Origin of the sequence: Pelobium manganitolerans (genome assembly GCF_003609575.1) — a bacterium.
Lineage (GTDB): Bacteria > Bacteroidota > Bacteroidia > Sphingobacteriales > Sphingobacteriaceae > Pseudopedobacter > Pseudopedobacter manganitolerans.
The window spans coordinates 148,500-165,941 of the sequence record NZ_MBTA01000025.1; the positions used below are offsets into that span (position 1 = coordinate 148,500).

General features: G+C 41.9%; 20 protein-coding genes. 7 read left to right on the forward strand and 13 right to left on the reverse strand.

All coding sequences use genetic code 11. The annotated features are described in order from the left end of the window. Position 1: 1 nt before the first annotated feature. From BCY91_RS10920 to BCY91_RS10960, 9 genes are all read right to left on the reverse strand, one after another. Entirely contained in the window at positions 2-2,776 is a 2,775-nt protein-coding gene (locus tag BCY91_RS10920) for a multicopper oxidase domain-containing protein (protein ID WP_120181993.1), read from the reverse strand. Between the two features lie 2 nt (positions 2,777-2,778). Next, positions 2,779-3,243, reverse strand: coding sequence for a heme-binding domain-containing protein (locus BCY91_RS10925; protein ID WP_120181994.1), 465 nt, complete (start codon positions 3,241-3,243; stop codon positions 2,779-2,781). Positions 3,244-3,248: 5 nt separating this feature from the next. Continuing rightward, positions 3,249-3,815: a DUF3347 domain-containing protein gene (locus BCY91_RS10930; protein WP_120181995.1), complete on the reverse strand. Its 567-nt coding sequence runs from the start codon at positions 3,813-3,815 to the stop codon at positions 3,249-3,251. 169 nt (positions 3,816-3,984) lie between these two features. Then, positions 3,985-4,464: a DUF3347 domain-containing protein gene (locus BCY91_RS10935; protein WP_120181996.1), complete on the reverse strand. Its 480-nt coding sequence runs from the start codon at positions 4,462-4,464 to the stop codon at positions 3,985-3,987. Between the two features lie 79 nt (positions 4,465-4,543). Then, positions 4,544-5,002 carry an HYC_CC_PP family protein gene (locus BCY91_RS10940; RefSeq protein WP_120181997.1) on the reverse strand — a complete coding sequence of 153 codons (459 nt, stop codon included), beginning with the start codon at positions 5,000-5,002 and terminating at the stop codon, positions 4,544-4,546. Between the two features lie 142 nt (positions 5,003-5,144). Further along, positions 5,145-5,489 carry a four-helix bundle copper-binding protein gene (locus BCY91_RS10945; RefSeq protein WP_120181998.1) on the reverse strand — a complete coding sequence of 115 codons (345 nt, stop codon included), beginning with the start codon at positions 5,487-5,489 and terminating at the stop codon, positions 5,145-5,147. Positions 5,490-5,523: 34 nt separating this feature from the next. After that, on the reverse strand, positions 5,524-6,138 hold the full coding sequence (locus BCY91_RS10950) for a DUF305 domain-containing protein (RefSeq protein WP_120181999.1): 615 nt from the start codon (positions 6,136-6,138) through the stop codon (positions 5,524-5,526). Positions 6,139-6,165: 27 nt separating this feature from the next. Then, positions 6,166-7,515, reverse strand: coding sequence for a hypothetical protein (locus tag BCY91_RS10955; RefSeq protein WP_120182000.1), 1,350 nt, complete (start codon positions 7,513-7,515; stop codon positions 6,166-6,168). A 150-nt stretch (positions 7,516-7,665) separates the two neighbouring features. Continuing rightward, a complete protein-coding gene (locus tag BCY91_RS10960; RefSeq protein ID WP_147387939.1) occupies positions 7,666-8,097 on the reverse strand; it encodes a hypothetical protein in 432 nt (143 codons plus the stop codon). 402 nt (positions 8,098-8,499) lie between these two features. On the opposite strand from BCY91_RS10960, the gene BCY91_RS10965 reads away from it, so the two are divergent. Continuing rightward, positions 8,500-8,715 (forward strand): hypothetical protein, encoded by a 216-nt coding sequence (locus BCY91_RS10965; protein ID WP_120182002.1) that lies wholly within the window; start codon positions 8,500-8,502, stop codon positions 8,713-8,715. Positions 8,716-8,870: 155 nt separating this feature from the next. On the opposite strand, the gene BCY91_RS10970 is transcribed toward BCY91_RS10965, so the two are convergent. Then, the gene (locus BCY91_RS10970; RefSeq protein WP_120182003.1) at positions 8,871-9,158 is read right to left on the reverse strand and encodes a hypothetical protein; all 288 of its coding nucleotides are present in this window, start codon (positions 9,156-9,158) and stop codon (positions 8,871-8,873) included. A 157-nt stretch (positions 9,159-9,315) separates the two neighbouring features. Here BCY91_RS10970 and BCY91_RS10975 point away from each other — a divergent pair, with 157 nt between their 5' ends. The 4 genes from BCY91_RS10975 (at position 9,316) to mobC (ending at position 14,147) form a co-directional block, all read left to right on the forward strand. Then, positions 9,316-10,218: a toprim domain-containing protein gene (locus BCY91_RS10975; protein ID WP_120182004.1), complete on the forward strand. Its 903-nt coding sequence runs from the start codon at positions 9,316-9,318 to the stop codon at positions 10,216-10,218. A 235-nt stretch (positions 10,219-10,453) separates the two neighbouring features. Further along, positions 10,454-10,843: a plasmid mobilization protein gene (locus BCY91_RS10980; protein WP_116876207.1), complete on the forward strand. Its 390-nt coding sequence runs from the start codon at positions 10,454-10,456 to the stop codon at positions 10,841-10,843. Beyond that, positions 10,831-12,138, forward strand: a complete 1,308-nt coding sequence (locus BCY91_RS10985) for a relaxase/mobilization nuclease domain-containing protein (protein ID WP_116876206.1) — start codon at positions 10,831-10,833, stop codon at positions 12,136-12,138. The genes BCY91_RS10980 and BCY91_RS10985 overlap by 13 nt, the downstream gene beginning before the upstream one ends. A gap of 11 nt (positions 12,139-12,149) precedes the next feature. Continuing rightward, positions 12,150-14,147: a conjugal transfer protein MobC gene (gene mobC / locus BCY91_RS10990; protein ID WP_116876205.1), complete on the forward strand. Its 1,998-nt coding sequence runs from the start codon at positions 12,150-12,152 to the stop codon at positions 14,145-14,147. Positions 14,148-14,208: 61 nt separating this feature from the next. Here the strand turns inward: mobC and BCY91_RS18015 are convergent, their stop codons facing one another. The 3 genes from BCY91_RS18015 to BCY91_RS11005 are packed head-to-tail and all read right to left on the reverse strand — an operon-like array spanning position 14,209 to position 15,408. Continuing rightward, positions 14,209-14,421 carry a GDCCVxC domain-containing (seleno)protein gene (locus tag BCY91_RS18015; protein ID WP_072188924.1) on the reverse strand — a complete coding sequence of 71 codons (213 nt, stop codon included), beginning with the start codon at positions 14,419-14,421 and terminating at the stop codon, positions 14,209-14,211. A gap of 1 nt (position 14,422) precedes the next feature. Continuing rightward, the gene (merTP, locus tag BCY91_RS11000) at positions 14,423-15,037 is read right to left on the reverse strand and encodes a mercuric transport protein MerTP (RefSeq protein ID WP_054282573.1); all 615 of its coding nucleotides are present in this window, start codon (positions 15,035-15,037) and stop codon (positions 14,423-14,425) included. A 2-nt stretch (positions 15,038-15,039) separates the two neighbouring features. Further along, on the reverse strand, positions 15,040-15,408 hold the full coding sequence (locus BCY91_RS11005; protein WP_054282574.1) for an ArsR/SmtB family transcription factor: 369 nt from the start codon (positions 15,406-15,408) through the stop codon (positions 15,040-15,042). Positions 15,409-15,901: 493 nt separating this feature from the next. On the opposite strand from BCY91_RS11005, the gene BCY91_RS11010 reads away from it, so the two are divergent. Together BCY91_RS11010 and BCY91_RS11015 are read left to right on the forward strand one after the other, a co-directional pair. Then, positions 15,902-16,312, forward strand: a complete 411-nt coding sequence (locus BCY91_RS11010) for a single-stranded DNA-binding protein (protein WP_449421216.1) — start codon at positions 15,902-15,904, stop codon at positions 16,310-16,312. A 39-nt stretch (positions 16,313-16,351) separates the two neighbouring features. Further along, complete coding sequence (locus tag BCY91_RS11015) at positions 16,352-17,425, forward strand: DUF932 domain-containing protein (RefSeq protein WP_120182005.1); 1,074 nt, start codon at positions 16,352-16,354, stop codon at positions 17,423-17,425. Positions 17,426-17,442: the final 17 nt, after the last annotated feature.

The window sequence follows — 17,442 nt, forward strand, 5'->3', positions numbered from 1 at the left end:
TTTAGTAAGTTACTGTAAGCCCGGCTCCCAATCCCATATCACTATCGTAGTGGGTAGACAATGAAAAATATTTAGTTACGATATACCTGAAGCCTGCCATGTATTCTTTGTCGGTATTGGCCATAAAGTTCATTCTTAACCGGCTTGTGAGCGGTATATCTTCACGCATGAGCTGGAAGCGAACATTGCCTTTATTGTCTAATGAAGCGTCTGCTACGATCAGCATGGGTAATGTATACTGCAACCCTATGTGAAAAACCTGCCGGAAGTTTTTGGTGTTGCTCTGCCCGAATAGGTTCCTTCCTGGGGCAAGTGACTGGCCGAACAGGTTTTTTTCATTTGGATCAACTGTCCTTTTCCGGAAATCCCATCCTATGTACGGAAACCACCACTGCATTCTGCCAAGATACCTTCCAAAGTGACTTTCGCTTTCGTATCCCATATCCTTATTTAACCCAATCCGCCATTCGGTAGAAAGCTTGTAGCGGGTGTTTGCCAGCATAATTTCGCCATCGCTGCCATTACTTTCCAGACCAATTCTTGCCATTGGGTGAAACTGCCTGTCATCTGAATTTAAACCCCGCTTGGCTACTTTGGGATCTGTGATATCCGTTTTGTCAACCAGCGTATCCTGGTAGCTAAAAACCCTGCCCATGCCACTCATCATGTGATACAAAATATGGCAATGGAAGAACCAGTCGCCTCCGGGCTCTGAGGCTGCAAATTCGATGGTATCCCGCTCCATAGGCATAATATCGAGTACGTTTTTCATTGGGGCATATGCCCCCTGATCGTTCAATATCCTGAAATCATGCCCATGTAAGTGCATCGGGTGACGCATCATACTGTTGTTGAACATAATTATCCGCACATTTTCTCCCTTTTTGATCAGGATTTTGTCGCTTTCGGAAACGGTTTTATTATCCAGTGACCATACATATCTGTTCATGTTGCCGGTAAGCTCGAATTTCAATTCTTTCCAGGGGCCTTTTGGTAACGTTGTTTTCTTTGGATCACGGAGCATATTGTAATTGAGCGTTACGATATCGGAGCTGGAGTTGTCCATCCCAGCCATGTCATGCATACCACCGTTCATCTGCATTTGATCTGCTTTTGCAGTATCAGCCGGATTTTCCGGGCCGGTGATTTCAGGATACATTACCGTGTTCATATCCATGACCTGGTTCTGCATTTTCATACCCTCCATTTCGATCATATTGCCCTGCATGTCCATCATGTCGTTCATCATTTTCATTCCGGCAAAATATTTCAGCTTTGGAAGTTTCTTGGCTGGTACTTTTTCTCCGTCCCCTAACCAGAGGGAAGCGGACTTAGTCCGGTCTTCAGGCGTAACCAGGAACTCGTAGCTTTTATTTTCAGGAATGGTTACCACGACATCATACGTTTCTGACACGGCTATAATCAACCGATCCACTTCCACAGGTTCTACATCATTACCATCACTTGCTACGACCGTTATCTTCCCTCCCGAATAGGTGAGCCAGAAATAATCAGATGCGCCTCCGTTAGCTATGCGCAACCGTACTTTGTCGCCTGCTTTAAATTTGGGATAGGTGCTTTGGTTTTTTCCGTTAATCAGAAAAGCATCATAATATACATCACTAACATCCATCGCATTCATACGTTTCCATTCATTGCCAACCTTTGTTTTAAAATGTCCTGTTTTAATAGCTTCAGCATAGCTTTGGGTTGCACCTTTCTTAATGGCAAACCAATCGGTAGCATTTTTCAAACTGCGATGCACTTCTTCAGGTTTCATATCTGTCCATTCACTCAGTATAACAGGAATAGTAGGGATGTCCCATTCTTCCCGTTTATTCATGATGAACGACCCGTACATGCCAATCTGCTCCTGCAATTTGCTATGGCTGTGGTACCAATGGGTACCATGTTGAACAATAGGAAATTTGTATAGGTAGGTTTCTCCAGGCTTAATTGGCATTTGCGTCAGAAAAGGAACGCCATCCATCCGATTGGGCAAAAACAATCCATGCCAGTGCAGCGATGTTTCTTCATCCAACTCATTATGAACATAAATTTCGGCTGTATCGCCTTGTGTAAACGTAAGCGTAGGCATTGGTATCTGGCCGTTTACCGCTATTGCCCGTTTTGGCTTTTTGCCATAGGTAACTATCGTGTCGCGGATGTACAGATCATAGCGGACTGTTCTTGGTGGCTCAGGGCTTGCAATAGTTTTTATAGGCCCTAAGTTTGCTTTTGCTTTTTTTATGTTTTCCAGCGTGACATTATTATCGCCCATTTGCATACCAGTCATGCCCTCCATTTCCTCCATTTTTTCACTCTCACGGTTCTCTTTCATTGGCATATCCATTTCATTATGGTCAGCCGGAACCTCAGCGGACTTTTCCTTTATCAGTTTCATTCCGCATTTAGGGCAGTTGCCCGGTTTGGTAGCGTGGATTTCAGGATGCATAGGACAGGTATAGGTTACTGGTTGAGAAGGCTTGGCTGCTTCCTTTTTCGGAGCCATTTTCATATCATCTGTCTTTTTCGGCGCATTTTTTTCAGCAGGAACTTTCTTTTTTGGCTGAACGCCTTTCTGCTTTTGCACCACCAGCTTCATTCCGCATTTAGGGCAGTTTCCGGGCTTCGATGATTTCACCTCCGGGTGCATCGGACAGGTATATGTGTCACTCTGTTTGTTTTTTGGCACTGATTGATCATGCCCCTCGTGTTGTGCAAAAGCTATTTGCCCAAAGCATAACAGCAACACAACTATTATTATTCTATTCATTGTTATTTCTTTTTAGAAAGACTATCTCTGGTTGCTTTAATCCAGTTTTTAATAAGCATTTTATTTTTTTTTGAAAGTTTTGCGTCCGTGTGGATGAATGCGTAAGAAGGCAAAGGCATCGTTCCGTCCTCTATGCTGTTTGCAATAGACTTTAATTTACTATCCTGCCTCCGTTTTGAATATTCCCCAAACCGGTCAAAGTTCAGTTCTGATTTCCCTCTTCTAATGTGTGATGCCAGCCACCATCCCGCAGGCTGTATTTCTGCATACCAAGGGTAATCAGTGTTATTGCTATGGCAATCATAGCAGGAAGCCCTCAAAACAGCATTTACATTCTCAGGTACTGCATAGACCTTACCTATCTGATCAGGGGAAGCCTGCCCGTTTTCGTCACGAACAGGCCTTATAAACTGAATTAGAATAAAAACCAGCAATACCACCAACAGAATGATTTTTATCCGGCTCATTGCAATCAGTTTAATTCTTCTTTAACAGTCCCACAAGTGGACATGGCTTGCCCTAAATAAGGGTTTTGTATCTCTTTCGTTCCGCTCAGCCAGTTGGCACCTTTGTTATTGTTGTACATCGGGCAGTGCGTATAATAAAGCTTTTGACCTGCACCTGCGCTTTTTACCAGCTCATATATCTCCTCGCTCAGCGTTTCAAAATGTTCTCTTTGGTGTTCGATATTTCCTGCATTAGCACCGATATGCTCCGCATGTTCTTTTGCATCCTCTTCGATATCATTATATACTTTGGCTTGCTCAGGTGTTAAGGATGTTTTGTCAAAATTATTGAACGCTTTCACCATTTTATTACCAGCCGCAGCCGCATCCTTATCATTGTCCTTTGCCAGGGCATCCTTTAGCTGGAGATAATCATTTACCAATTCTTCAGTGGGACTGCCCGGGGCCGCAGGTGCTTTCTGATTGTTGGCTGCTGAAGAAGGCTCTTTTGTGGATTCGTTATTAGTTGTCCCATTGTTGCATGCTGCAAAAAACAAAGTAGACAGAGCTATACTAAAAACTAATGTTTTCATTTTATTTCTGAATTATTTAAAGTATGAATAAAAAATAGATTAAGCGCATGCCCTACCGACAGCACTTTTTTACAAAAAGCGATTTTAAAATCTTTTTGAAGATTGCAAGTAGTTTTTTCATGTTGCTAATCAACACGTCAGCGAATTGCTGGTTGTTAGAAGCCAGACCTTATTTCAACGTTTCAACCACTTTTCCGCAGGTGAGCATAGCGCTTCCGAAATACGGATTTTTTATGGCCGTAGTGCTGCTCAGCCAGCTCGCCTTCTTCATGGGGCAATAAGCTTTGTAAATCGGAGCGTCACTAAGCTTTATTGCTTTAGCTAATGCGAACATATGATCCGAAAAATCAGCAAAATACTCGCGTTGCTTTTTGAGGTCTTTTGATTTTGAAATATCTGAAGCATCTTTTACTAAAGCAGCACGGCTTGCTTCAGGAAGGGATGAAGCATCCATAGCATTAGCTGTGGCTACAAATTCAGCAGCTTTTGCAGACGCATTTCCGGAATTACCGCTTATCAGAGCATCTTTGACTGCGTAATATTGGGTAAGCAATTCAGAAGGCTGCGTTTTACTCGCATTGTTTTGGGCGAGGCTATTTTGGCCCAATGCAGTTACTATCAAAGCAACTACGAAAAATATCTTTTTCATTTTAATTGATTTTAATGTTTAATGCAATAAGTATAGGCATGATGATACAATCACCATGCAACAGGCAAAAAACATTAAATCAAATCTGGAAACTCTGAATAGCTACCCTTATATCGGGTATGGGAGGATGATGACTTCGGACGAAAAATTTGTTGTCAGGAGTATGTAGATCCGAAGGAACAATATTAAACTGATAAAAGGTGGAAATAAACGCGGCAACGAATACCGGATAAATACCAAAATCAAATGACTTAGGCGTTAACTTATCAACTTTTACCAGTTTAGCTACCTCGTCTTTGCAACAGTTATTTTTTTCGTCGTCAGATGAATGATGCGCATCTGTCGCTTCTTTATGCTCATGATGCGGTTTAGCATGTTGATGGGAATCCGAATGAGCGGGAGTAGCTTCTTGCTTGTGATGGGAGCCATTAAAGCCCATATCTACACCCACAGAGCAGGCAAATCCTACTACTGTATTCAAAGAGAATACAATTAACAGGAAAACTGCTTTGATCTGTATGAGGTGGCTCTTTTTCATCAACAACACAAATATAGCTATTCTTTTATAAAATGATCCCAATCAATAGCAAAGATAAGATAGCCCCTTTTCATGGATATTACACAATTACGGAAAATAGTTACAAAATTCCTGCCTGACGAAATCAGGCAGGAATTTTAAGTTATGCGGCAGTCGCCATTTTTTCACAGGCGGCCGCACATTTCCGGCAGGCTTCAGCACATTCTTTGCAATGTTCCATACCCATTTGAGCATGCTTTTCACACTCTTCGGCACACGCATTACAAACATCTGCACAAACACGGCAAAGGTGATGGCTGTATTCACTGCCCAAGCTCATAACTTCTGCTGCAGAGCGACATATTGCCGCACATTCCAGATCAAGTTGAATACATTTCGATAGCATTTTTACGTCTTCTTCTTTAAGACATTCGGTAGCGCAGTGGCTACAGGTTACTGCACATGCTACACAGGCATCGATGCAATCTTTAAATTGTTGATGTGACATAACGTTACTTTTTTTGATAAATAAATTGTTGTTATTATTTTCCGTCTGATAAAATCCATTGCTGCAATTCTTTGATCTCCTGATCCTGTGCTTCAATGATATTTCTTGCCATTGTTTTCATAGCATCTTCATGGCCATAGATTAATTCCAGTCTTGCATTTTCGATGGCGCTTTGATGGTGCTGTATCATGAGCATGGCAAAATCATGATCTATGTCTCCATTGATGATCTGGAGGTCAGTAACTTTTCCCGACCTTTCCATATTGGCCATTTGCTGCATACTGAACTCAGGGACATTTCCGTGTGGGGAATGAGAATTTAAAAAAGTGGTCAGCTGTGCGATTTCTGCTGTTTGAGCGTCAATAATCATCTGCGCCATTTCTTTCATTTGTGCATCATCGCCACTTTTCAGTTCGGCATTGGACATGTCTATAGCTCCCTGGTGGTGCATGCGCATCATCATCGCAAAATCATTGTCCGGGTCGTTTGTTTTTTGCATGCCCATCATGGTATCCATCATGCTGTGCATAATGGACATCATCTGGTTTTCATCATGTTTTTGGATTTTGATGGTATCATCATCTTTACTGCAAGACGCAATTGAAATGGTAAGAAGAGAAATCGCTAAAAGTTTAATTACATTTTTCATAACTGTAGTATTTTTTATTGTTAATGTTTACATGTTCATTTTCATCAGTGAAGGATATATTCTTAGGAAAACCTGTCCGGAGATAGGATTTTTGCCATACAAATTATCTAAGCGGTTATCCGCATGGTAACCGGTTAACTGGCCGCCTCCGGCTACACGGAATTTGCCAATGTAAAACAGATCATAGTTAAGTCCAAGTGTTAATGCGTTTACCGGAAATAGAGCATGATCACCATACGTTACCGGATCTAAATCCAATTCTTCAACAGATTTTTGTGTCCATTCATAACGTGTGTACAGCGCAAGTCGTTGCAAACGCAGGGTAGCTTCAAGAAGCGCCGCATTTTCTCCATCAGCCCCCTTACTTTTATTTAATCCCCAAAGGGCTGTTGTGTTTAGCGATTTTTCTTCGCCAAATGGCAGGCTGTAAATAGCGGATGCTGTGGTACGGGTTATGTCTTCCTCTGCGTGCAGGGCTTCCGGACTTTTGATCCAGCCTTGTGATACCTGAAAGGACCAGTTTTGCGATGGATTAAAAGATAACCGGCCACTATAGGAATCAAACCGGGGCTTATCAAAGTTGTAACGGTTCTCATCAGGCTCCCTGCCGGTAAATGACGATGCTTCAATTTTAAATTTATCGTATCGGTAACCGATGGTTGCTACGCCGAAAGTGATATGTGTTCCGTCATTCCAGTGATGGCTTATTGGAGCATCCGGGTTAGACAAGGCCGAAGGACGGTGCATAAAAGCTACTGATCCTAAAGCAGGCTCACCGGGATAACCGACATAGATGGACAAATCTGATTTTTTGGAAAAAGCATAGGTATAACCGACTGAAAGCTCAGAGATCAGGTCATGCGGATGCTGATGATCTACCAAAGGCCTTCCTTCCCAGCTTTCCCCTGATTGGAACAATAGCGGGTATCCGCTTCCGCCTTCGGTTACCCGGTCTAAAGAAAGCATCGCACTGAAATGGAATAACCCTTTCTGTCCGACTTTTCGTTGCCCCATTGCCATAAACCAGTTGGGTGCGCCAAAAGCTTCATCACCGCGTGAACCTGTATTGCCTAAATCCTGCTTGGTGTACCGGGGAGCAATGTTACCATGAAACATGTACATCCACTTTTTAGAATGTATCATGATACCATACATTGGCGAAGCATCCGGCAACCAAGCTGTTCCCGAACCGTTCCGGCTCATAGGAAGGTTTAAAGAGTAAGAATGACTCATTGGCGGCATATCCATCATAGATGAATCCTGCATCATATTTTCATGTTGTGTGCTATCCTTCATTCCCGGCATATGATGCTGTGCCTTTGCTGCAAGCGTACTGCATAACAGCAGTGATGCTATGATAGCGTATTGTAATTTCATGCAAGTATTTTTTAGAATAAAACCAGTCCCACTTTCATGGCAACAAACATGTGCCAATGTCTTTTATACTTACCAGAAACGTGAGTATTTAAGTCTGCCCTTGGGGCAATAACGATTCTTCTGTATGGAGTTACAGAGTAAAGGTGGGTATCATATAAGGAGGGATCGAAACTTTATAGAAATGTCTTTACCTGAAATTGTTGGTGGACCGTGAATTTCAGGCCAGGAACTATTTATAGCTACAACCCGATAATATAATTCAGTTGGATTGCCAAAATAATAGGTCAGCTCCGGTGCAGATGGAACCTTTATTTCGAAGTTAACTTTAATGTTCTCGTTTACTACATAATTTCCATGTTGATTACAGCAAGAGCAATCTTCATCATCACCGCAGCCTTTCTGCTTTTCATTATGGGATTTTTTTCCTTCATCCTTAATCGAGGCTTCGGCACGATGGCTAATCGAGTGTGTCTTATCAATAAGAAACTCGGCTGAACAATGAATAATACATACAAACATGCCTGTTGCGATCAACAGGTACAGCACGGCTAAACTTAATATGGCTGTGGCTCTTAACAACATAGTAATGTATTATTAAGATGACAGTTATAGCTGTAATTTGTTCATATATTTTATTCACCAATAACTATGCCCGGCTCAGATACCACGGACGGGGCTTGTGATTTTGCTGATATTCTGCCCATAATGAGTATGTATTACTAAAATAAATGATATTATGGTAAGGATTTCTACTGGAAATAGTAATTTTGCTCAAAATATTCTTGAAGCGTTTTAGCTTTAAGTCCCGCACTGAAACTTAGGAACTTTCAAAAGGCAATGGGACATAAGTGAGAACGCTCATGCTACGGCGTGGGCGCACTTATCGTTGCCGGGTTTCCTAAGACCTCAGTGCGGTGAGTTGTTGCCTGCGCTCTTTTTTTGGTCAGGTGGCAAGTCAAAAGGAAACCTATTAAAAGTAATAGCATGGCCACAGCTAATCATTATCCCGATTTCGGCTACACTGCCGGGCAATTAGCCAAATTTCTTGCCGCAAGCGACTTTTTCACCATTATGCTCAAAAATGGTGATATCATTCATTTTACTCCTAAAGATGTGACTGCTTTTCGCAGGTGGTTAGAACAGAACAAAATACCAAATATCCGGTCTGAGGAAGGGTGGGTGGTCACCAAAAAAGATTAAAAAATGTCACTATTTTTTTGATGACAAGTGGCTAACCGGCTTAAAAAGAACAGTTATGAAGTAACGGATTTAAAATTGTGAAACGATAAATAAGCCACTTGAAGTATCAGCGTTTACACTCATTCTCTCCAAGTGGCTTTCCGACCTTATCCTGCCTATTTTGTGCTTAAGGCTTTCAGTTTCTCGCTTAGTTCGGTTAAGCCTGCCTTTGTAAGATAATCATCAGCAATTACATGTAATTCCTGCAACGCTTCCTGTGGAATACTTTCCAGCAAAGCAGACGATTTATCATCATCTTTCGCCGTCAGTCCACGTTTGAGGACACTGTGCAATAACAATACATTTTTGCGAGAGATCCTCATGTCAATCTTCACTGTTTCACTCATGCCAGGGATACTGAGAATAGTATCATACACTTTGGCTACATCACTTGTTGTTAGCATAATCACACGATTTTAAATTAAACAATACTCACTTCACAAAAGTACCTAACAGGCCCTTCTGCATCCTCATCAAAATATGATGAGGATAGGTGAATCCCATATCGCCTGTTTAACTTCGCTTAGAAGAACTGAATGTGTATTTGATAAAAGTGTGGTTATGGATTTCAGTAAGAAAAGGCTTTCCGTTAGCGAAGCCAAAGAAATAGACATGGTTCATTTCCTTGCAGGCTTAGGTTTTGAACCAGCAAAGATCAGGAACAACGACTATTGGTATCACTCTCCGTTACGAGATGAAAAAACGCCGTCCTTTAAGGTCAACCGAAGACTGAACTGTTGGTACGACCACGGACTTGGCAAAGGTGGCAACCTGGTTGATTTTGCTATCCTCTTTCACGGATGTACCGTGGCCGAATTACTCCAAAATTTAAATGGCAATTTTTCCCTTCACAAGCCGGTTTCCCAGCAAACATTCCCGAAGCAAGAACAGGAAAAGCAGATAAAGATTTTAGGGGATTTTGTTCTGTCTTCCAACGTCCTTTTAAGATACTTGCAACAACGGCGAATACCAATTGATATCGCCGACCGCTACTGCCGGGAAGTCCGTTACGAACTTAACGGAAAAGTGTATTATGGTATCGGCTTCAAAAATGACCTGGGAGGCTTTGAAATACGCAATCCTTACTTCAAAGCCAGTAGCTCGCCAAAAGGCATCACCACCATTGATAACAGTGCCGGTGAGGTCATCGTTTTTGAAGGCTTTACCGACTTCCTTTCCTTCAAGGCTACCCACCAACAAGACCCCGAAGACCGCTTTGATTTTGTAGTGCTGAACTCTGTATCCTTCTTTGAAACTGCACGCCCTTTTCTGGAAAAACATAATACCATCAGGCTTTATCTGGACAGAGATGCTACCGGACAAAATTGCAGTCGGTATGCACTTTCCCTGAGCAGTAACTACAAGGACGAAAGCAGTCTGTATCAAAACCACAAAGACTTCAACGACTGGATAGTGAATTTCGGTAAGCCGCAAAGGAAACATCAAAAACAGAAGTTGAAATAAGTGATAACAGAACTATAAGAGCCGCTTTAGCTTCTTAAAGTGCTTTAGCCTCTTACATGCTTTAGAGCCTTATCAATGTCTGAAGAGGTTCTAAAAGCTGAAAGATTGCAACTTTCCCGCAATCGGCCAGATGAACGGTTGTTAAACAACCGGATCTGGCTGCCCATCACTCGGAACTCGTGGGCAGGGCGTCTGAAAGGTGAAAATGAGTTTGAAAACGTGAAAATGATCAGTGATGAAAGAACAAAATTCAAACAGGACACGCATTATCGGGCTGCGTCTGACACCCGATGAGTATGCTAAAATTGAAAAGAAGTGGAAGGCTTCTACCTGTCGAAAGCTAAGCGATTATGTACGTCGAAGCCTGTTCGATAAACCCGTTGTAACAACCTACCGTAACAGCTCACAGGATGACTTAATGGCAGAGCTTACCCGGCTTCGCAGCGAGCTAAATGCAGTAGGAAACAACTTCAATCAAGCTGTTAAAAAGCTCCATACACTCAGCCAGATCGCTGAATTTAAAAGCTGGTTGATAGCGTATGAAGTGGAGAAAAATATCCTTAGCAGTAAGGTAGATGAGGTCAGGATAAACGTAAAAAAAATACTGGAAATATGGTTGCAGTGATAAAGCCTGGCCACTCTATGCACCGTATTTTCAACTACAATGAGAACAAAGTTAAAGAAGGTGTAGCAGAGTGCATCGGAGCAGAAAATTTTCCGCTGAATGCTGATGAAATGAGCCTGAAGATTAAGTTAGGCTATCTGCTGAAAAGGACAGAACTGAGAGGGAATGTTAAACGAAACAGCGTACATATTTCCCTCAATTTTGACCCTTCGGAAACACATTTGAGCAAGGAAAAGTTGATGGGAATTGCCAACGTTTATATGCAGAAATTAGGCTTTGGTGAGCAGCCCTATCTTGTTTATCAGCACCATGACGCAGGTCACCCGCATATTCATATAGTTACTACTAATATCCAGTCTAACGGCAATCGCATTGACCTGCATCACCTCGGCATTCGCAAGTCAGAGCCTGCAAGAAAAGAGATTGAAAAAATGTTTGGTCTTGTAGTCGCCGATGCCCATGCAAGAAGGCAGGCATTCAGGTTAAAACCTATTGATGCAAAGAAGGTACAATACGGGCGTACAGAAACAAAAAGAGCCATCACCAATGTACTCGATTCGGTACTGTTTAAATATCACTACACCAGTCTGCCGGAGCTGAATGCAGTATTGAAACAGTACAATGTACTGGCGGATCGAGGCAGTGAACATTCAAGAATTTTTCAGGGTGGCGGATTGGTTTACCGCATACTGGATGAGGATGGAAAGCCTGTAGGCGTACCCATTAAGGCCAGCGACTTTTATAATAAGCCTACTCTGAAATTTCTGGAAGAAAAATTTAACCCGAATGATGCCAAACGACAACCATTTAAAAGCCGCGTAAAAAATGAAATAGACAGGTTGTTTATTGGTAAAACGCCAACATTGGACGAACTGGTAAATCAACTCGAAAGAAAGGGCATACACGTTGCCTTGCGTCAAAATGATGCCGGGTTGATATATGGCATAACCTACGTGGATCATCAGACCAAAAGTATCTTCAACGGAAGTGCATTGGGTAAGCAATACAGTGCCAAAGCCATACAGGAACGATGCGGCTTGAAAGAAGTGATGAAGTCAGAGTTATTACCACAGACAGCTCAAAAAGCAGGCAAAGCTACACAGCCTGCGCAAGTGACCGACCGCGACGTTAAAACGCTTCCCCAGGATCATACGCCAGATCCAATTAGCATCCCTGTTGGCAATGCACTGGATGCCTTGATACAACCCGACCAAGTAGCTGATTATATACCCGGTCAGCTAAAGAAAAAAGGCAAGAAAAGAAAAAGAAACAAGAACGTTTCCAATAACCAATAAAACATAAAACAATGGCTGTACAGACAGGTGAGAACGAACAGGCGCTGAGGAAAATTCTGGACATGACCAGGTTGATCAGTATCGTTATTTTAGTGATACACTTCTATTATTATTGCTATGCTGCCTTTCAGGAATGGGAGTTGAGCAGCACTTTCAGCGACCGCATTTTAGGTAATATTTACCGAACAGGTATCTTCAGCAACTTTGTTAAAAGCAAGCTGATTGCTTTAGGCTTTCTGGCGATTTCGTTGCTCGGAGCCAAAGGCCGAAAGGATGAGAAACTGAATTATAAAACAGCTTTCGCCTACCTCATAACGGGGCTGTTGCTCTATTTTGCCAGCTACCTTTCCTTGATGCTTCAGTTGCCTGCACAGGAGAAGACAATTGTTTATATAAGCATTACCGCAATAGGTTTTTTACTGATACTTTCTGGAGGCACATTGCTTTCCCGGATCATTAAAAGCAAGTTCAATAACAAGGATATTTTTAACAAGGAAAACGAGACGTTCCCGCAGGAAGAACGCTTACTGGAAAATGAATTTTCCATCAACCTGCCGGCACGCTACCGCCTTAAAAACAAGGTTCGCAATAGCTGGATAAATATCATTAATCCTTTCAGGGCGATAATGGTATTAGGTACTCCCGGAGCAGGTAAATCCTATTTCGTAATCAGGCACGTCATTACCCAACATATCCGTAAGGGGTTTACCATGTTTGTGTACGACTTTAAGTTCGACGATCTTTCAAGGATTGCCTACAATTCCTGGTTGAAAAACAAGCATAGGTACGCCAAGCCTCCGCGATTTTTTGTGATCAATTTTGACGACTTAACAAGAAGCCATCGGTGCAATCCTTTGGAGCCATCAGCCATGACCGATATTACTGATGCTGCGGAATCAGCCCGCACCATTTTAATGGGACTAAATAGAGAGTGGATAAAGCGTCAGGGCGATTTTTTCGTGGAATCGCCAATTAACTTCCTAACGGCTGTGATATGGTATCTGAAGAAATATAAGGACGGAGAATTTTGCACGTTGCCACACGTCATAGAACTGATGCAGGCAGATTATGACAGCCTTTTTACGCTGTTCAGGACAGAAGCGGCTAAAGAATGCGAGGTATTGATCAATCCGTTTTTAAATGCCTACTTAAATGATGTGATGGAACAACTGGAAGGCCAGATAGCATCTGCTAAAGTGGCTATGGCAAGGCTTTCATCACCACAGTTGTATTATGTTTTATCCGGCAATGACTTCAATCTCGATGTAAATAATCCTGACGACCCAAAAGTCGTTTGCATGGGCAATAATCCGCAAAAGATACAGATCTATGGAGCGGTGCTTTCTCTTTATGTAACCCGTCTTGTAAAACAGGTAAACAAAAAAGGAAAATTGAAAAGCAGTTTGGTTTTTGACGAGTTTCCAACGATTTATTTGAACAACATGGACAGCCTTATAGCCACTGCAAGGAGCAATAAGGTTTCTACCTGCTTAGGCATCCAGGATTTCAGCCAGCTTCGCAAGGATTATGGCCGGGAGCAGGCAGATGTAATTATGAATATTACCGGCAATATCGTAGCGGGGCAGGTTACAGGCGATACCGCAAAACAGCTCTCCGAACGCTTCGGGAAAATCATGCAGGACAGGGAAAGTTATTCCATCAACAGCGGGGATACTTCTATCAGTCGCTCAAAGCAACTGGAGGCCGCTATACCTCCATCAAAAATATCGGCGTTAAGTTCTGGCGAGTTCGTGGGCATGGTAGCTGACGACCCTGATAATAAAATAGACCTGAAAGCCTTCCATTGTGAAATTATCAATGACCACGATGCACTAAAAAGAGAGGAGGAAAGCTATAAGGAGATAGAGATGATCCGCAAGCTGGATAATGGCATGGTACAGCGCAATTATTTACAGATAAAGCAGGATATAAAAGATATTATTCAATCGGAAATGGAACGATTATTAAATAACCCAAGCCTGAGTCATTTGGTGGTCAATAAAGAATAAAAAGGTTGAAACACAATTTCCGTCTGTACCAATTTTGCATTCAATTCAATGTTATAGGCTATCAGCAGCAGGAAGTCCCCAATTGTTTAGGAGGGCATTTAATGGTTCCATAACTGCAATAAACGCAACAGTCACCTTGTTTGGGTTTTAGTCTTGTTTTGCAGTTTTCACATTCATAAAAAAACTGGCAAGCATCAGTTGGCATTGTTTCTTCTTTTTGGTGCCCGCAGTTGGGGCAGGTGATTACTGATTGAAGTATTATTGTTGTGCCCATTTTATTTGTTGTCAATGATGGTTGATGAAGTTACTTTATAGCCGATGCTGTTTATACTGTTTGCAATAGTGTCAGCAGATGTTTTACTATTGTCAAACTTTACGATTGCATTTCCATTTTTGTAAGATGTATTAGCTTCAATAACTCCGTTTACTTTGGAAAGTTCTCCGTTTATGTGAGCTGTACAACCTTCACAGTCCATTCCGCTAATGTTGAGTTGAACCGTTGCAATATTGGCTTTATCAACTATGATTACTTTTGTTTCTTGTGGCTTGGAATAAAATATTTTAGCATAGTAAGGAAACGCAATTAGAAGTCCCGCTATAATTGTGACGATGGCTAAAAATGATTTTGATTGCCAAAATGATTTTTTGTTATCTGCTTCGCAATCGCAATCAACCTGTTTTTGTGGTTTCAATTTTTTATACCAGGCAAATGCGAAAATTGCAATTGTTAAACAAATTAAGTAAGGTCTGTATGGATCCATCCACGAAAAAGATGAGGCAAGTCCGCTTGCACCACCCAAGAAAGCCAAAACAGGAGTAATGCAGCAAAGCGAAGCTGCAACTGCCGTCAACAGTCCTGCAATCCAGCTTTTATTTTTTTTTGTTGTCATTGTCATACTGTCGCCAAATTTTGGTGATTGATAATTTTAAAAAACGGTCTTAAAATTTTCAAATGTTCACTGCGTAATGAATAGAAAATAGTTTGTCCTTCCTTTCTGGCTTCAATAATATTCCTATCTTTTAGTTTGCGTAAGTGTTGAGAAACAGCCGGGATGCTCATTCCTAAAATATCGCTAAGGTCGCAGGGGCAGAGTTCATTTTCTTCTTCAAGCAAAAATAGGATTTTCAATCGTGCTTCGTTGCCTGCCAAAGCAAGAACCTGTCCCAACTGTAAAAAGGCTTTTGAATTAGCCTTTAATTTTTCACGGCAACTTTTAATTTGTCCGATGTCTGCTTGCAACCTGATGCAGGTATCACCCATTGTCAAACTTTTTGTTTTAGCAAATGTAAGAATTATTTACTTATTTAAGCAAATACTTAAATATAATATAGATACTCCATAAGACATACTCACAAAACACCCATTAAAATTCATTTTTCTTTAAAAGTGCATGTCCCTTTGGGTCGGGTCATTCCAGGGTACGCTTCGCTTCCGTCCCTCTTTCATCGGGACCGGCTCGTACCTCACCGCCTTACATCCCCCTCATGCTTTATTATACAAGTGAATAACAAGTCCTGATTGGTTGAGATAGCAACCAACCTGCTTTGGCATTTTCCAACGAAACGGGTAAAAAGGCAGCTAAGATAGTTACGCCTTCGTTGCTACGAGCGCATAATGCTGCGCTGCGCTTGCACCCTTCGGGACTTATAGCTCTCCGCGCCTCCGTCTCCACTCTGTCGCTGCTTTCTTTTTTCCCGTTTTTTCTTTTGGAAAAATGCTTTTAGGGCAGGCGGGTGAAAAAAAAGTAAACAAAATGGTTTCACAATTAAAATTAAAAATCATGAACATCATTGGCAGATTAACGAGGGACGCACAAATCAGCACCTTGCTGAGCGACAAACAGGTAGTGAATTTTTCCGTAGCAGTGAATGACAGCTACCGTAACAAACAGGGCGAACGAGTGGAACACACCGAGTATTTCAACTGCGCCTACTGGATTTCAACAAATGTAGCAAAGGTACTCACCAAAGGAACATTGGTAGAACTCAATGGCAGGGTGAGTGCAAGAGCATGGATTGGTGGAGATGGTGAGGCACACGCAGCACTCAATTTCCATACATCAAAAATCAAATTGTATGGAGGCGGTAAACGGTCCGTAGCAGGTGGTAACAGAAACGACTCCGCAGTACCTGCTAACAATGGCACAGACGATTTGCCTTTCTAATCACTCATTTTCATTTATCAACTTTTAAAAATTACAATCATGGCACATAATCTTAATTATAACGAACGTACAGGCAAATACAGCTTCTTTAGCGTACAGCAGAAAGCATGGCACAATTTGGGACAGATAGTAGAGCAATATCCCACCAGTGCAGAAGCTATCAAATACGCAGGGCTTGATTTCGAGGTTATCAAATCTCCTTTATATACTCGTGGCACAGGCATAAGCATAAGCAATGACGGTGAAATAAAAGAAGGTGGCAACATCTTACTGCCCGACAATTTCGCAACTATGCGTACCGATACCAATACGGTTTTTGGCGTAGTAGGAAAAGATTACCAAATAGTACAGAATGCAGATGCCTTTGCCTTTTTCGATGCTATCGTAGGTGGTGGTGATGGTATCCTGTATGAAACAGCAGGTGCATTAGGAAACGGAGAACGCATATTTATTACGGCTAAACTCCCTGACTATATCCGAGTAGGTAACGGTGATGATGTTACCGAAAAATACATCTTCCTGACCACCTCACACGATGGTACAGGAAGTATTACCGCAGCATTTACGCCTGTACGTATCGTTTGCCAAAACACTCTCAATGCAGCATTGGGGAATATGTCCAACGTGGTACGCATTCGCCATACATCAGGTGCAAAACAGCGTTTGGAAAATGCTCATAAGGTAATGGAACTGGCTAATCAGCTTAGTACCCAACTGGAAGGAATATTTAACCAATGGACAAAGGTGCGTATCTGTGATGCAGAAGTAAAGAAACTTATTCAACTGGCACTTTGCCCCAATAAGGAAACATTGGATGCAATTAAAAAAGGTGCGGAAGATGAACTATCAACTGTGTTCAAAAATACTGTTGAAGATGCTTTTGCCTACGCAATGATGTCAGATACACAACAGTTGAATACTACCAAAGGAACCGTGTTCGGGGCATATAATGCGGTAACAGGCTATTATCAAAATGTACGCAACTACAAGGATGATGAAAGTAAACTGCAATCCATCGTAATGGGTGGCACAGCACAGACTAAAGCACAACGGGCATTTGAACTATGCAATCAGTTTTCAAAGGATGGTGCAGATGTGCTTATGCTGAATTAACAACCAAAGGATAGGCA

Excerpts from the sequence above, each read along its gene's own strand:
- BCY91_RS10945 (WP_120181998.1), bottom strand. The coding sequence starts at position 5,489 with ATGTCACATCAACAATTTAAAGATTGCATCGATGCCTGTGTAGCATGT.
- BCY91_RS10975 (WP_120182004.1), top strand. The coding sequence starts at position 9,316 with ATGGATTTCAGTAAGAAAAGGCTTTCCGTTAGCGAAGCCAAAGAAATA.
- BCY91_RS11015 (WP_120182005.1), top strand. The coding sequence starts at position 16,352 with ATGGCACATAATCTTAATTATAACGAACGTACAGGCAAATACAGCTTC.
- BCY91_RS10965 (WP_120182002.1), top strand. The coding sequence starts at position 8,500 with ATGGCCACAGCTAATCATTATCCCGATTTCGGCTACACTGCCGGGCAA.
- BCY91_RS10985 (WP_116876206.1), top strand. The coding sequence starts at position 10,831 with ATGGTTGCAGTGATAAAGCCTGGCCACTCTATGCACCGTATTTTCAAC.
- BCY91_RS10935 (WP_120181996.1), bottom strand. The coding sequence starts at position 4,464 with ATGAAAAAGATATTTTTCGTAGTTGCTTTGATAGTAACTGCATTGGGC.
- merTP (WP_054282573.1), bottom strand. The coding sequence starts at position 15,037 with ATGACAACAAAAAAAAATAAAAGCTGGATTGCAGGACTGTTGACGGCA.
- BCY91_RS10960 (WP_147387939.1), bottom strand. The coding sequence starts at position 8,097 with ATGTTGTTAAGAGCCACAGCCATATTAAGTTTAGCCGTGCTGTACCTG.
- BCY91_RS10925 (WP_120181994.1), bottom strand. The coding sequence starts at position 3,243 with ATGAGCCGGATAAAAATCATTCTGTTGGTGGTATTGCTGGTTTTTATT.
- BCY91_RS11005 (WP_054282574.1), bottom strand. The coding sequence starts at position 15,408 with ATGGGTGATACCTGCATCAGGTTGCAAGCAGACATCGGACAAATTAAA.
- BCY91_RS10970 (WP_120182003.1), bottom strand. The coding sequence starts at position 9,158 with ATGCTAACAACAAGTGATGTAGCCAAAGTGTATGATACTATTCTCAGT.
- BCY91_RS10950 (WP_120181999.1), bottom strand. The coding sequence starts at position 6,138 with ATGAAAAATGTAATTAAACTTTTAGCGATTTCTCTTCTTACCATTTCA.
- BCY91_RS10930 (WP_120181995.1), bottom strand. The coding sequence starts at position 3,815 with ATGAAAACATTAGTTTTTAGTATAGCTCTGTCTACTTTGTTTTTTGCA.
- BCY91_RS10980 (WP_116876207.1), top strand. The coding sequence starts at position 10,454 with ATGAAAGAACAAAATTCAAACAGGACACGCATTATCGGGCTGCGTCTG.
- mobC (WP_116876205.1), top strand. The coding sequence starts at position 12,150 with ATGGCTGTACAGACAGGTGAGAACGAACAGGCGCTGAGGAAAATTCTG.
- BCY91_RS10920 (WP_120181993.1), bottom strand. The coding sequence starts at position 2,776 with ATGAATAGAATAATAATAGTTGTGTTGCTGTTATGCTTTGGGCAAATA.
- BCY91_RS10940 (WP_120181997.1), bottom strand. The coding sequence starts at position 5,002 with ATGAAAAAGAGCCACCTCATACAGATCAAAGCAGTTTTCCTGTTAATT.
- BCY91_RS18015 (WP_072188924.1), bottom strand. The coding sequence starts at position 14,421 with ATGGGCACAACAATAATACTTCAATCAGTAATCACCTGCCCCAACTGC.
- BCY91_RS11010 (WP_449421216.1), top strand. The coding sequence starts at position 15,902 with ATGGTTTCACAATTAAAATTAAAAATCATGAACATCATTGGCAGATTA.
- BCY91_RS10955 (WP_120182000.1), bottom strand. The coding sequence starts at position 7,515 with ATGAAATTACAATACGCTATCATAGCATCACTGCTGTTATGCAGTACG.